Origin of the sequence: Citrobacter farmeri (assembly GCF_019048065.1) — a bacterium.
GTDB classification, from domain to species: domain Bacteria; phylum Pseudomonadota; class Gammaproteobacteria; order Enterobacterales; family Enterobacteriaceae; genus Citrobacter_A; species Citrobacter_A farmeri.
The window spans coordinates 3,262,370-3,276,135 of record NZ_CP077291.1; the positions used below are offsets into that span (position 1 = coordinate 3,262,370).

The following is a 13,766-nucleotide window of genomic DNA, read 5'->3' on the forward strand; positions in this document are numbered from 1 at the left end:
TCTCACGCTTTCTTGTCTCGCTCCTCGAATCATTTTCATCCCAGCGTTACCCTTGCCGCAAAGTAGCATTCATAAGGAGCAACAATGGCACTGCCAATTCTATTAGATTGCGACCCGGGTCATGATGACGCTATCGCAATGGTTCTCGCCCTCGCCTCACCGGAACTTGACGTTAAAGCCATCACCTCATCCGCAGGTAACCAGACGCCCGATAAAACGCTGCGCAACGTTTTGCGGATGCTGACGTTGCTGAATCGCACGGATATTCCGGTGGCGGGCGGTGCGGTGAAACCGTTGATGCGTGAGCTAATCATTGCCGATAACGTCCACGGCGAAAGCGGACTGGATGGTCCGGCGCTGCCGGAACCCGCCTTTGCGCCTCAGGCCTGTACCGCCGTTGAGCTGATGGCGAAGACGTTACGCGAGAGCACACAGCCGGTCACCCTCGTCGCAACCGGGCCGCAAACCAACGTTGCACTGTTGCTGAACAGCCATCCTGAACTGCATGACAAAATTGCCCGTATCGTGATCATGGGCGGTGCAATGGGACTCGGCAACTGGACGCCTGCTGCTGAATTCAATATCTATGTTGACCCGCAAGCGGCTGAAATCGTCTTCCAGTCAGGTATTCCGGTGGTGATGGCTGGTCTGGACGTTACGCATAAAGCACAAATTCATGTCGAAGATACCGAACGTTTCCGCGCTATCGGCAACCCGGTTTCCACTATCGTTGCGGAGCTACTCGATTTCTTCCTTGAGTATCATAAGGACGAGAAATGGGGATTCACCGGCGCACCGCTGCATGATCCGTGCACCATCGCCTGGCTGCTGAAACCCGAACTGTTTACCACCGTCGAACGCTGGGTTGGCGTGGAAACACAGGGGAAATACACCGAGGGGATGACCGTGGTGGACTATTACTTCCTGACAGGCAATAAACCCAACGCCACGATAATGGTCGATGTGGATCGCCAGCGGTTTGTTGACCTGCTGGCGGAACGACTGAAGTTTTACGCGTGATCAATGCCGGATGGCGCTGACGCTTATCCGGCCTACGTAATAAGTCAGCGTAGGCCTGGTAAGATGCGTCAGTATCGCCATCAGGCTATATTACGGTTCAAACGGTCGGCGCTGGAACTGGTCGTGTCCGCATTTTGGGCACAACGGCAGTACATCCGGCGTATACACCGCTAAATGGAAATGGCACTTCTCGCAGACCAGATTGCCCAACCCCACCACTTCGCCGCTGTGATATACCCCGTGATGACTCAGGTCCTGAAAGACTTCGCGCCATTCAAGCTGCGTTTTGTCCGTGATATCCGCCAGTTCCTGCCACAGGCTCTCTTTAATCACCCGCATAAAAACGCTGTCGGACTCCTCTTCCTGACTCTCCTCATAACTCACGGCGAACTCTTCCAGGTCACGTCTGACGGCACGCGTCAGTTCGTCCACTTCGGTTCGCGTTAACTCCCCGGCCTGCAAAACCCGCTGCCGCGCCTGTTCCACCAGCGCATCGATATCACGCTCGCCATTGCGCAGACGTTCACTTAATGACGCCACCAGTTCACGGTAATATTGAGCAACCTTGTTCATCGTTTCGCCTCCTGGGTCGTTAACTGTCTATAATAATAGACGTTATTTGGACCGTGCTTTGCAAGACTGCCCACAGAGTGTGTAAATTCGTGCAAGGATTATCGCGGCGTGAATTCGAACCTGAATGCGCGAAAGGCTGTTTTGACGCGGGCGTTTGGGCTATGCTATGCGGATCTGAAACACCACATCGAAAGCTACGTTTGTAGCTGTATTGAAAACAGGACCACTGGCTGCCATGCAAGAGCAATACCGCCCGGAAGAGATAGAATCCAAAGTACAGCTTCACTGGGATGAGAAGCGCACATTTGAAGTTACCGAAGACGAGAGCAAAGAGAAGTATTACTGCCTGTCTATGCTTCCCTATCCTTCTGGTCGACTACACATGGGCCACGTACGTAACTACACCATCGGTGACGTGATCGCCCGTTATCAGCGCATGCTGGGCAAAAACGTGCTGCAGCCTATCGGCTGGGACGCCTTCGGTCTGCCAGCAGAAGGCGCGGCGGTGAAAAATAACACGGCGCCGGCACCGTGGACCTACGACAACATCGCCTACATGAAGAACCAGCTCAAAATGCTGGGCTTTGGCTATGACTGGAGCCGTGAACTGGCGACCTGCACCCCGGAATACTATCGCTGGGAACAGAAATTCTTCACCGAACTGTACAAAAAAGGTCTGGTCTATAAGAAGACCTCTGCGGTCAACTGGTGCCCGAACGATCAGACCGTACTGGCGAACGAGCAGGTTATCGACGGCTGCTGCTGGCGTTGCGACACCAAAGTTGAGCGTAAAGAGATCCCACAATGGTTTATTAAAATCACTGCTTACGCCGACGAACTGCTGAACGATCTGGATAAACTGGACCACTGGCCTGACACCGTGAAAACGATGCAGCGCAACTGGATTGGCCGCTCTGAAGGCGTGGAAATCACCTTCAACGTGAACGGTTATGACAACACGCTGACCGTCTACACAACCCGCCCGGACACCTTTATGGGTGCCACCTACCTGGCGGTTGCCGCAGGCCATCCGCTGGCCCAGAAAGCGGCAGAGAGCAATCCTGAACTGGCGGCCTTTATCGACGAATGCCGCAATACCAAAGTGGCCGAAGCCGACATGGCGACCATGGAGAAAAAAGGCGTCGACACCGGCTTTAAAGCAATTCATCCGCTGACCGGCGAAGCGATCCCGGTCTGGGCGGCTAACTTTGTGCTGATGGAATATGGCACTGGCGCGGTTATGGCCGTACCGGGTCACGATCAGCGCGACTACGAATTTGCGACCAAATACGGCTTAACCATTAAACCGGTCATCCTGGCAGCCGATGGTTCTGAGCCGGACCTGTCCGAACAGGCGATGACCGATAAAGGCGTCCTGTTTAACTCCGGTGAATTTGACGGTCTGGCCTTCGAAGCGGCCTTTAACGCCATTGCCGACAAGCTGGCTGCCAAAGGTGTGGGCGAGCGTAAAATCAACTACCGTCTGCGCGACTGGGGCGTTTCTCGTCAGCGTTACTGGGGGGCACCGATCCCGATGGTTACGCTGGAAGACGGCACCGTGCTGCCGACGCCGGAAGATCAACTGCCGGTGATCCTGCCGGAAGATGTCGTGATGGACGGCATTACCAGCCCGATCAAAGCCGATCCTGAGTGGGCGAAAACCACCGTTAACGGTCAGCCGGCGCTGCGTGAAACCGACACCTTCGACACCTTTATGGAGTCATCCTGGTATTATGCGCGCTACACCTGCCCGCAATATCAGGAAGGGATGCTGGATTCCAAAGCAGCTAACTACTGGCTGCCGGTTGATATTTACATTGGCGGTATCGAACACGCCATCATGCACCTGCTCTACTTCCGCTTCTTCCACAAACTGATGCGCGATGCTGGCATGGTGAACTCTGACGAACCGGCAAAACAATTGCTGTGTCAGGGGATGGTACTGGCGGATGCGTTCTACTATGTCGGCGAAAACGGCGAGCGTAACTGGGTTTCCCCGGTGGATGCGATCGTTGAGCGCGACGAGAAAGGTCGTATCGTGAAGGCGAAAGACGCGGCAGGCCATGAACTGGTGTATACCGGCATGAGCAAAATGTCCAAGTCGAAAAACAACGGTATCGACCCGCAGGTAATGGTTGAGCGTTACGGCGCGGACACCGTGCGTCTGTTTATGATGTTCGCCTCTCCGGCTGATATGACGCTGGAATGGCAGGAGTCCGGCGTGGAAGGCGCTAACCGCTTCCTGAAACGTGTCTGGAAACTGGTGTACGAACACACTTCCCGTGGCGATGTTGCGCCGCTGAACGTTGACGCGCTGACGGAAGATCAGAAAGCGCTGCGTCGCGATGTACACAAAACCATCGCCAAAGTGACCGATGATATCGGACGTCGTCAGACCTTCAACACCGCAATTGCCGCCGTGATGGAGCTGATGAATAAGCTGGCGAAAGCTCCGCAGGATAACGAGCAGGATCGCGCGCTGATGCAGGAAGCCCTGTTAGCGGTGGTGCGGATGCTTAACCCGTTCACCCCACACGTCTGCTTTACGCTGTGGCAGGCGCTGAAAGGCGAAGGCGACATCGACAACGCGCCGTGGCCGGTCGCGGACGACGCCGCAATGGTCGAAGACTCCACGCTGGTAGTGGTGCAGGTTAACGGCAAGGTGCGTGGTAAAATCACCGTTCCGGTGAATGCGACAGAAGAACAGGTTCGCGAACGTGCGGGCCAGGAACATCTGGTCGCAAAATATCTTGATGGCGTTACCGTGCGTAAAGTGATTTACGTGCCGGGTAAACTCCTCAATCTGGTCGTTGGCTAAGCGCGGGAGGAAGCGTGCGATATCTGGCAACATTGTTGTTATCTCTGGCGGTGTTAACCACCGCCGGGTGTGGCTGGCACCTGCGCAATACCACGCAGGTTCCGGACACCATGAAAACCATGATTCTGGACACGGGGGATCCGAATGGTCCGTTAAGCCGTGCGGTGCGTAACCAACTGCGTCTGAATGACATTGAGCTACTGGATAAGAGCACACTGCGTAAAGACGTGCCGTCTCTGCGTTTGGGTCGGGTCAGTATTTCACAAGATACCGCGTCTGTCTTCCAGAATGGTCAGACAGCGGAATATCAGATGATTATGACGGTCAATGCGTCAGTATTGATTCCGGGTCACGATATTTATCCTCTCAGCGTCCGGATATTCCGTTCGTTCTTCGACAACCCGCAGATGGCACTGGCGAAAGATAACGAACAGGAAATGATCATCAAAGAGATGTACGACAAAGCGGCGGAACAGCTGATTCGTAAGCTGCCGAGCGTCCATGCTGCGGATCGTCTCTCATCGCAAGAAGAGGTTGCCGTTGATGATAAAGAAGCGGCTCCCGCTTCCTCTTCAACGCGTGTCTCCAGCACGCTGGGTAACTGATGATTCGGTTGTACCCTGAACAACTCCGCGCGCAACTCTCTGAAGGGTTGCGCGCGGCGTATCTGTTACTCGGAAACGATCCGCTGCTGTTGCAGGAAAGCCAGGACGCCATCCGCCAGGTTGCAGCAACTCAAGGATTCGACGAACACCATACTTTTACGCTCGACAACAATACCGACTGGAATGCATTGTTCTCGCAATGTCAGGCAATGAGCCTGTTTGCCAGTCGTCAGACGCTGCTGTTGCTGCTACCCGAAAATGGCCCGAATGCCGCCATTAATGAACAACTGGTTACGCTGGTTCAGCTGATGCATGACGATCTGCTGCTGATCGTACGCGGAAACAAGCTCAGCAAGGCGCAGGAAAATGCCGCTTGGTTTGGCGCGCTGGCCGAGCGAAGCGTACAGGTCAGTTGTCAGACGCCGGAACAGGCACAGCTTCCCCGGTGGGTAGCAGCCCGCGCAAAGCAAAATAATTTGCAACTGGACGACGCGGCGAATCAACTATTGTGCTATTGCTATGAAGGTAACCTGCTGGCACTGGCGCAAGCACTGGAACGGTTATCCTTATTGTGGCCCGACGGTAAGCTCACCCTGCCCCGTGTCGAGCAGGCCGTTAACGATGCCGCCCACTTCACCCCTTTCCATTGGGTGGATGCGCTGGTTATGGGCAAAAGTAAGCGCGCCCTGCACATTCTTCAGCAGTTACGTCTGGAAGGCAGCGAACCGGTTATTTTGCTGCGCACCCTGCAACGTGAACTGCTACTGCTGGTCACGTTGAAACGCCAGTCGGCTCACACCCCGCTGCGCACGCTCTTTGATAAGCACCGCGTCTGGCAAAACCGCCGTGGCATGATTGGTGACGCGCTGAATCGGCTTAGCCCGGCACAGCTACGTCAGGCGGTGCAATTACTGACACGTACGGAATTAACGCTGAAGCAGGACTATGGCCAGTCGGTGTGGGCAGAGCTTGAAGGGCTCTCACTGCTGATTTGCCACAAAGCGCTGGCTGAAGTTTTTATTGATGGCTGATATGAAATCATTACAGGCTCTCTTTGGCGGCACCTTTGATCCGGTGCACTATGGTCACCTCAAGCCCGTGGAAACGCTGGCCAATCTGATTGGTCTGTCGCGGGTCATCGTGATGCCCAATAATGTTCCCCCTCATCGCCCGCAGCCGGAGGCGACCAGTGCACAGCGAAAAACCATGCTTGAGCTGGCGATTGCCGACAAGCCGCTGTTTATCCTCGATGAGCGCGAACTGCAGCACGACACCCCCTCCTATACGGCGCAAACGCTGAAAGCCTGGCGTGAAGAACAAGGCCCGGATGTCCCGCTGGCGTTTATCATTGGCCAGGACTCGTTGCTGACCTTCCCGACCTGGCATGACTACGAAACAATTCTCGACAATACCCATCTGATTGTCTGCCGCCGTCCCGGCTACCCGCTCGAAATGGCGCAGGAACAGCATCAGCATTGGCTGGATCAGCACCTGACAAATACGCCAGACGATCTGCACCAGCTACCGGCCGGGAAAATTTATCTCGCCGAGACGCCGTGGTTCAATATTTCCGCCACGATCATCCGCGAACGACTGGAAAACGGCGAGTCATGTGATGACCTGATGCCGCGCGCAGTGCTTGACTATATCAATCAGCACGGACTATATCGCTAAGCACCGCGCTTAACGCCGCCAGCAGGCGGTCGTTCTCTTCCTGACTGCGTATTGCCACACGGAAATAACGTCCATCAAGTCCTGGGTAATTGGCGCAACTGCGGATCAGAATATGCTGCGCCAGCAACGCACGCTGGAGATCGGTTTCGCAGCGCAACAGGAGATAATTCGCCTGGCCGGGATACACCGTCAGTCCCGGCAGCGCACGCAACTGCTGATAAAAGCGTCCGCCCTCTTCCCGCAGCCACTGCCATGTCGCCTGTTGATAGGCGGTATCCTCCAGAACCTGTTCCCCAGCCAGCGCGGCAAAAGCGTTGATCGACCACGGCATTTGCCGCGCCCTCATCGTCGCGACCGCCTGCTCATCGCTGTTGATGAGATACCCCAATCGCAGTCCGGGGATAGCATAGAATTTTGTCAGCGAACGCAGAACCCAGATATGCGGGTTATCCTTTAACAGCGGTATAAATCCCGCTTCGTCAGCGATAAAATCGATAAATGCTTCATCAAGAATCAGCGCAATATTCAGCGCCTGACAGCGCCTGGCAATCGCCTCGAGTAACGCCCGCTCCGGCAATAATCCGGTGGGATTGTTAGGCGTACACAAAAACAGACAGTCCAGTTCTGCCGTTAACGCATCGAGAATCGCCCCGGTCAGTTGCCAGCCATCCTCTTCACGCAGCATGAACGTATCAATGACGCATTCGCTCCACTGCAACGCGCGGCGGTATTCGGCAAATCCCGGCGCGACGATCATCGCCCGCCGCGGTTTCAAACCGTTCACCAGGGTAAAGATCGACTCGGTCTCACCGTTACCGGCGAGGATCCAACTGGCGGGCACCTGATGATGTCGGGCCAGCGCCTGGTGCAAATGGCGGTAATCGACATCTGGATAACGCTCGGCAAGGTGCAAATTGTCGACGATGGCGCGTTTTACCGTTTCAGGCATACCCAGCGGATTAATATTCGCGCTAAAATCCAGCAACTGCTCGGGCAAGATCCCAAGCAGTTCGGCAGCCTCACGGGTGTTACCGCCGTGGGCGCTTTTGAATAGAGACATTGTGCCGCTCCTGGCAAAAGAGGCTATTTTAGAGAAAATAGCGCGCGCATTCAGGGCGAATATCATGTTTTGCGCGAATACGTATCACGAGGGGAAAATGCGACTCTGGTTAGTTCGTCATGGTGAAACCGAGGCCAATGTGGCGGGATTGTACAGCGGTCATGCCCCCACGCCGTTGACCGGGCGCGGCGTGAAACAGGCGCAAACGCTGAATACGCTGCTCAGCCAGGTTCCCTTTGAACAGGTGCTGTGTAGCGAGCTGGAGCGCGCGCAGCACACGGCTCGTTTAGTGCTTCAGGGGCGTGAACTACCGCTGCAGGTGAAGCCCGAGCTCAATGAGATGTTCTTTGGCGACTGGGAGATGCGCCATCACCGGGATCTGACCCACGAAGATGCCGATAACTATGCGGCCTGGTGCAACGACTGGCAAAATGCGGTTCCCACTAATGGAGAAGGGTTTCAGGCCTTCGCCCGGCGCGTTGAGCAGGCGATAGCACTCCTTGCCGACTATCGGCACCACGATCATGTGCTGATGGTCAGCCATCAGGGGGTTCTCAGCCTGCTGATCGCCCGGTTGCTTGCCATGCCCGCCGCGGCGATGTGGCATTTTCGCGTTGAGCAAGGCTGCTGGAGCGCCATTGATTTCACTGGCGATTTTGCCACGCTTCGGGTTCTCAACAGCAGAGCGATATGGACGCCCGGCGAGTAAAAAGTCTGTTTTTTATCGCCAGAAACGCTCCGACCATTGACTCCCCCGGACAGGCTGCTATTCTCCGCTGCCAGACTTTTCCCGCCCTTCCGCGTTTTGCAGAAATTGTTTTACAAAAATGGCGATGCATTCTGTTGCATGGGGTGGGATGATAGCCCACTTTCAAAAGCCGCCCGGTGACATTTGTCCCGAAAAGACGGTGGGTTCAGGTATACTGACAGGCTTATTAACACTCATTCATGCACCCAGGGGGAAAACTTGCAGGGTAAAGCACTCCAGGATTTTGTTATCGACAAAATTGATGACCTTAAAGGTCAGGACATCATCGCCTTAGACGTTCAGGGCAAATCCAGTATCACCGACTGCATGATCATCTGTACCGGTACTTCCAGCCGTCACGTCATGTCTATTGCTGACCACGTCGTTCAGGAATCTCGCGCAGCGGGAATGCTGCCGTTGGGTGTGGAAGGTGAAAGCGTCGCTGACTGGATCGTCGTTGACCTGGGTGAAGTGATTGTCCATGTTATGCAGGAAGAGAGCCGTCGCCTGTATGAGCTGGAAAAACTCTGGAGTTAATGCGTGAAGCTTCAACTTGTCGCGGTAGGCACAAAAATGCCCGACTGGGTACAAACCGGTTTTACCGAGTACCTACGGCGTTTTCCTAAAGATATGCCTTTTGAGCTGATCGAAATTCCGGCCGGCAAACGCGGCAAGAACGCGGACATCAAGCGTATTCTCGACAAAGAGGGTGAACAGATGCTGGCGGCCGCTGGCAAAAACCGCATCGTCACCCTGGATATTCCCGGTAAGCCCTGGGACACGCCGCAACTGGCAACCGAACTGGAACGCTGGAAACTGGACGGTCGTGATGTAAGCCTGTTAATCGGCGGGCCGGAGGGATTATCCCCTGCCTGTAAAGCGGCGGCAGAACAAAGTTGGTCGCTCTCTGCGCTAACACTTCCTCATCCGCTTGTCCGGGTGCTGGTGGCAGAGAGCCTGTATCGGGCGTGGAGCATTACCACTAATCACCCTTATCACCGTGAGTGATCACTGAGCTTGAGTAGACTAAGCAGCGGATGAAATTACAGAATTCTTTTCGCGACTATACGGCTGAGTCCGCGCTATTTGTGCGTCGGGCGCTGGTCGCTTTTTTGGGTATCTTACTGCTCACCGGCGTGCTTATCGCCAACCTGTATAATCTACAGATCGTCCGTTTTACCGATTACCAGACTCGCTCGAATGAAAACCGAATCAAGCTGGTGCCCATCGCCCCCAGCCGCGGCATTATCTATGATCGTAACGGTATTCCGCTTGCCCTGAACCGCACCATTTACCAGATCGAAATGATGCCCGAAAAGGTCGATAACGTACAGCAAACGTTGGATGCCCTGCGCAGCGTCGTCGACCTGACCGATGATGATATTGCGGCATTCAAGAAAGAGCGCGCACGTTCGCACCGCTTTACCTCTATTCCCGTCAAAACTAACCTGACCGAAGTCCAGGTTGCGCGTTTTGCCGTTAACCAGTACCGCTTCCCCGGCGTTGAAGTGAAGGGCTACAAGCGCCGGTTCTACCCGTATGGTTCCGCGCTCACCCACGTCATTGGCTACGTGTCAAAGATTAACGATAAAGACGTTGAGCGACTGGATAAGGATGGCAAGCTGGCTAATTACGCAGCCACCCATGATATCGGGAAACTGGGGATTGAGCGCTACTACGAAGATGTGCTGCACGGCCAGACCGGCTACGAGGAAGTCGAAGTCAACAACCGTGGCCGCGTCATCCGTCAGCTCAAAGAAGTTCCACCGCAGGCAGGACACGACATCTACCTGACGCTGGATCTTAAACTGCAGCAGTATATCGAAACGCTGCTCGCTGGCAGTCGTGCCGCAGTGGTGGTCACCGACCCACGTACCGGCGGCGTGCTGGCGCTGGTCTCGATGCCAAGTTATGACCCGAACCTGTTCGTCGATGGCATCTCCAGCAAAGATTACTCCGGTCTGCTTAACGATCCGAACACGCCGCTGGTCAACCGCGCAACGCAAGGGGTTTATCCGCCAGCATCAACGGTGAAACCGTATGTCGCCGTGTCGGCATTAAGCGCGGGCGTCATCACCCGCAACACCAGCCTGTTTGACCCTGGCTGGTGGCAGTTGCCAGGATCAGAAAAACGCTACCGCGACTGGAAGAAATGGGGTCACGGACATCTGAATATCACGAAATCGCTGGAAGAATCTGCAGATACCTTCTTCTATCAGGTCGCTTATGACATGGGGATCGATCGGCTCTCCGAATGGATGGGCAAATTCGGTTACGGTCACTATACCGGCATCGATCTGGCGGAAGAGCGTTCCGGCAACATGCCTACCCGCGAGTGGAAACTCAAACGCTTCAAAAAGCCCTGGTATCAGGGTGATACCATCCCGGTCGGCATTGGTCAGGGCTACTGGACGGCAACGCCGATTCAGATGAGTAAAGCACTGATGATTTTGATTAACGATGGCGTAGTGAAGGTGCCTCACCTGCTGATGAGTACGGCGGAAAACGGCAAGAAAATTCCCTGGGTGCAACCGCAGGAGCCACCGGTTGGCGATATTCACTCTGGTTACTGGGAACTGGCGAAAGACGGTATGTTTGGCGTTGCCAACCGTGGTAACGGAACAGCGCACAAATATTTTGCCAGCGCACCGTATAAAATTGCCGCCAAATCCGGTACCGCGCAGGTCTTTGGTCTGAAAGCCAACGAAACCTATAACGCGCATAAAATTGCCGAGCGCCTGCGTGATCATAAACTGATGACTGCATTTGCACCGTACAACAACCCGCAGGTCGCGGTCGCCATCATCCTTGAAAACGGAGGGGCAGGCCCGGCGGTGGGTACCATTATGCGTCAGATTCTTGACCACATCATGTTGGGCGATAACAACACCGATCTGCCAGCGGAAAACCCGGCGGTTGCAGCGGCGGAGGATCAATAACCATGACGGATAATCCGAACAAAAAAACATTCTGGGATAAAATCCATATCGATCCCACCATGTTACTGATTTTGCTGGCGCTGCTGGTTTACAGCTCAATGGTTATCTGGAGCGCAAGCGGCCAGGATATTGGCATGATGGAGCGTAAAGTCGGTCAGATTGCGATGGGCCTGGTGATTATGGTGGTCATGGCGCAGATCCCGCCCCGCGTCTATGAAGGCTGGGCGCCGTATCTCTATATTTTCTGTATTATTTTGCTGGTGGCGGTCGATGCCTTCGGAGCGATCTCTAAAGGTGCGCAGCGCTGGCTGGATCTCGGCATCGTACGTTTTCAGCCTTCTGAAATCGCCAAGATCGCGGTTCCTTTAATGGTCGCGCGCTTTATTAACCGCGACGTCTGCCCACCGTCCCTGAAGAACACAGCCATCGCGTTAGTGCTGATTTTTATGCCTACGCTGCTGGTGGCGGCGCAGCCTGATCTCGGAACGTCGATTCTGGTCGCCCTTTCCGGACTGTTCGTGTTGTTCCTCTCCGGCCTGAGCTGGCGTTTGATTGGTGTCGCGGCGTTGCTGCTTGCCGCATTTATCCCAATCCTGTGGTTCTTCCTGATGCATGATTATCAGCGTCAGCGAGTGATGATGCTGCTTGACCCGGAAACCGATCCGTTGGGTGCGGGTTACCACATCATTCAGTCTAAAATTGCGATTGGTTCCGGCGGCCTGAGCGGCAAGGGCTGGTTGCACGGCACCCAGTCGCAGCTCGAATTTTTGCCCGAACGCCATACCGACTTTATCTTCGCCGTACTGGCGGAGGAACTCGGTCTGATCGGGATATTGATCCTGCTGGCGCTCTACATTCTGCTGATTATGCGTGGCCTGTGGATTGCCGCCCACGCACAAACCACCTTTGGTCGCGTGATGGCCGGTGGACTAATGTTGATTTTATTCGTTTATGTCTTCGTTAATATTGGTATGGTGAGTGGGATTTTGCCTGTTGTAGGCGTTCCGCTTCCGTTGGTCAGTTACGGAGGCTCAGCACTGATCGTGTTGATGGCCGGGTTCGGGATTGTCATGTCGATCCACACCCACAGAAAAATGTTATCGAAAAGCGTGTAAGGGGTGCGCAATGCGTAAGCAATTGCCTGGAGTCTGCGTCGCAGCAGGAATTATGCTGCTCGCGGCATGTACGAGTGATGATGGTCAGCAACAGAATACCGTCGCGCCGCAGCCAGCGGTATGTAATGGACCCGTCGTTGAAATCAGCGGGGCCGATCCGCGTTTTGAACCGCTCAACCCGACCGCTAATCAGGATTACCAGCGAGACGGTAAGAGCTACAAGATTGTGCAGGATGTCTCGCGCTTTAGTCAGGCAGGATTCGCAGCGATCTATGATGCCGAACCCGGCAGTAACCTGACCGCTTCAGGTGAAGCGTTCGATCCGATGCAGCTCACCGCAGCGCATCCGACGTTACCGATCCCAAGCTATGCGCGAATTACCAACCTCGCCAATGGACGGATGATCGTGGTACGCATTAACGATCGTGGCCCCTATGGTAACGATCGCGTGATTTCGCTGTCACGTGCTGCTGCCGACCGTCTGAACACCTCCAATAACACCAAAGTGCGTATCGATCCGATTATTGTCGCGCAGGATGGTTCACTGTCCGGGCCAGGTATGGCCTGTACCACGGTAGCTAAACAGACTTATGCCCTGCCCTCACGTCCGGATCTGAGCGGTGGTATGGGCAGTGCCTCCTCTGCACCGGAAGCCATGCAGCCACAGGGTGACGTTCGCGCCATCAGTAATTCCACGCTGCAAAGTGAAGACAACGCCGGCGCACCCGTTCAGAGTAGCGGCTTCCTCGGCGCACCAACGACCCTGGCCGCAGGCGTACTGGAAGGCAGTGAACCGACGCCAGCGCCACAGCCCGCAGCTGCAACGCCCGCTAGCGCGCCAGTCAGTGCGCCGGCAGCTCCCCCTACCGCCACGCCTGCCGCCGCTTCCGCCAGCGGCAGTTACGTCGTCCAGGTGGGTGCGGTGAGCGATCAGGGGCGCGCCCAGCAGTATCAACAGCGCTTAGGCCAGCAGTTTGGCGTGCCGGGACGCGTCACGCAGAACGGCGCCGTGTGGCGTATTCAGCTCGGGCCGTTCGCCAGCAAAGCGCAAGCCAGTGCGTTACAGCAGCGCTTACAATCTGAAGCCCAATTACAGTCCTTCATTACCGGCGCGCAGTAACGTAACAAGGGCATCTGAAGTGTCAGTTTCTGTAAATGACGTTAACTACGTTAACAAAGTCGTGCGGAAAGTCAGATGCCTGCCGGTATTGCAT

13 protein-coding genes are annotated in these 13,766 nt (G+C 55.2%); 11 read left to right on the forward strand and 2 right to left on the reverse strand.

Going from position 1 to position 13,766, the window contains the following annotated elements; all coding sequences use genetic code 11:
- The first annotated feature begins 84 nt into the window (after nt 1–84).
- On the forward strand, nt 85–1,020 hold the full coding sequence (gene rihA, locus I6L53_RS15405) for a pyrimidine-specific ribonucleoside hydrolase RihA (protein WP_042320693.1): 936 nt from the start codon (nt 85–87) through the stop codon (nt 1,018–1,020).
- A gap of 90 nt (nt 1,021–1,110) precedes the next feature.
- Here the strand turns inward: rihA and I6L53_RS15410 are convergent, their stop codons facing one another.
- A complete protein-coding gene (locus tag I6L53_RS15410; RefSeq protein ID WP_042320694.1) occupies nt 1,111–1,593 on the reverse strand; it encodes a zinc ribbon-containing protein in 483 nt (160 codons plus the stop codon).
- 235 nt (nt 1,594–1,828) lie between these two features.
- On the opposite strand from I6L53_RS15410, the gene leuS reads away from it, so the two are divergent.
- Genes leuS through nadD form a run of 4 tightly spaced genes read left to right on the forward strand, consistent with a single transcriptional unit; the run spans nt 1,829 to nt 6,690 of the window.
- Nucleotides 1,829–4,411 (forward strand): leucine--tRNA ligase, encoded by a 2,583-nt coding sequence (gene leuS, locus I6L53_RS15415; protein WP_042320695.1) that lies wholly within the window; start codon nt 1,829–1,831, stop codon nt 4,409–4,411.
- 14 nt (nt 4,412–4,425) lie between these two features.
- Nucleotides 4,426–5,016 carry an LPS assembly lipoprotein LptE gene (gene lptE / locus I6L53_RS15420; protein WP_042320696.1) on the forward strand — a complete coding sequence of 197 codons (591 nt, stop codon included), beginning with the start codon at nt 4,426–4,428 and terminating at the stop codon, nt 5,014–5,016.
- Nucleotides 5,016–6,047 (forward strand): DNA polymerase III subunit delta, encoded by a 1,032-nt coding sequence (gene holA, locus I6L53_RS15425; protein WP_042320697.1) that lies wholly within the window; start codon nt 5,016–5,018, stop codon nt 6,045–6,047. Before lptE ends, holA begins: the two co-directional genes overlap by 1 nt.
- 1 nt (nt 6,048) lies before the next feature.
- On the forward strand, nt 6,049–6,690 hold the full coding sequence (nadD, locus tag I6L53_RS15430) for a nicotinate-nucleotide adenylyltransferase (protein ID WP_084196602.1): 642 nt from the start codon (nt 6,049–6,051) through the stop codon (nt 6,688–6,690).
- Here nadD and cobD read toward each other — a convergent pair.
- Nucleotides 6,665–7,750 (reverse strand): threonine-phosphate decarboxylase CobD, encoded by a 1,086-nt coding sequence (gene cobD / locus I6L53_RS15435; RefSeq protein WP_042320699.1) that lies wholly within the window; start codon nt 7,748–7,750, stop codon nt 6,665–6,667. The two genes, nadD and cobD, sit on opposite strands and share 26 nt — an antisense overlap.
- Before the next feature lie 97 nt (nt 7,751–7,847).
- On the opposite strand from cobD, the gene I6L53_RS15440 reads away from it, so the two are divergent.
- The 6 genes from I6L53_RS15440 to rlpA all read left to right on the forward strand — a co-directional run bounded on the left by I6L53_RS15440 (nt 7,848) and on the right by rlpA (nt 13,672).
- Entirely contained in the window at nt 7,848–8,459 is a 612-nt protein-coding gene (locus I6L53_RS15440) for an adenosylcobalamin/alpha-ribazole phosphatase (RefSeq protein ID WP_042320934.1), read from the forward strand.
- Between the two features lie 258 nt (nt 8,460–8,717).
- Complete coding sequence (gene rsfS, locus I6L53_RS15445; RefSeq protein ID WP_012904988.1) at nt 8,718–9,035, forward strand: ribosome silencing factor; 318 nt, start codon at nt 8,718–8,720, stop codon at nt 9,033–9,035.
- A gap of 3 nt (nt 9,036–9,038) precedes the next feature.
- Nucleotides 9,039–9,506, forward strand: a complete 468-nt coding sequence (rlmH, locus tag I6L53_RS15450) for a 23S rRNA (pseudouridine(1915)-N(3))-methyltransferase RlmH (RefSeq protein WP_003022725.1) — start codon at nt 9,039–9,041, stop codon at nt 9,504–9,506.
- A gap of 29 nt (nt 9,507–9,535) precedes the next feature.
- Entirely contained in the window at nt 9,536–11,437 is a 1,902-nt protein-coding gene (gene mrdA / locus I6L53_RS15455; RefSeq protein ID WP_042320700.1) for a peptidoglycan DD-transpeptidase MrdA, read from the forward strand.
- Between the two features lie 2 nt (nt 11,438–11,439).
- Nucleotides 11,440–12,552, forward strand: coding sequence for a peptidoglycan glycosyltransferase MrdB (gene mrdB / locus I6L53_RS15460; RefSeq protein ID WP_042320701.1), 1,113 nt, complete (start codon nt 11,440–11,442; stop codon nt 12,550–12,552).
- Nucleotides 12,553–12,562: 10 nt separating this feature from the next.
- The gene (rlpA, locus tag I6L53_RS15465) at nt 12,563–13,672 is read left to right on the forward strand and encodes an endolytic peptidoglycan transglycosylase RlpA (RefSeq protein ID WP_042320702.1); all 1,110 of its coding nucleotides are present in this window, start codon (nt 12,563–12,565) and stop codon (nt 13,670–13,672) included.
- Nucleotides 13,673–13,766: the final 94 nt, after the last annotated feature.

Excerpts from the sequence above, each read along its gene's own strand:
- rihA (WP_042320693.1), top strand. The coding sequence starts at position 85 with ATGGCACTGCCAATTCTATTAGATTGCGACCCGGGTCATGATGACGCT.
- I6L53_RS15410 (WP_042320694.1), bottom strand. The coding sequence starts at position 1,593 with ATGAACAAGGTTGCTCAATATTACCGTGAACTGGTGGCGTCATTAAGT.
- leuS (WP_042320695.1), top strand. The coding sequence starts at position 1,829 with ATGCAAGAGCAATACCGCCCGGAAGAGATAGAATCCAAAGTACAGCTT.
- holA (WP_042320697.1), top strand. The coding sequence starts at position 5,016 with ATGATTCGGTTGTACCCTGAACAACTCCGCGCGCAACTCTCTGAAGGG.
- nadD (WP_084196602.1), top strand. The coding sequence starts at position 6,049 with ATGAAATCATTACAGGCTCTCTTTGGCGGCACCTTTGATCCGGTGCAC.
- cobD (WP_042320699.1), bottom strand. The coding sequence starts at position 7,750 with ATGTCTCTATTCAAAAGCGCCCACGGCGGTAACACCCGTGAGGCTGCC.
- I6L53_RS15440 (WP_042320934.1), top strand. The coding sequence starts at position 7,848 with ATGCGACTCTGGTTAGTTCGTCATGGTGAAACCGAGGCCAATGTGGCG.
- mrdA (WP_042320700.1), top strand. The coding sequence starts at position 9,536 with ATGAAATTACAGAATTCTTTTCGCGACTATACGGCTGAGTCCGCGCTA.
- mrdB (WP_042320701.1), top strand. The coding sequence starts at position 11,440 with ATGACGGATAATCCGAACAAAAAAACATTCTGGGATAAAATCCATATC.
- rlpA (WP_042320702.1), top strand. The coding sequence starts at position 12,563 with ATGCGTAAGCAATTGCCTGGAGTCTGCGTCGCAGCAGGAATTATGCTG.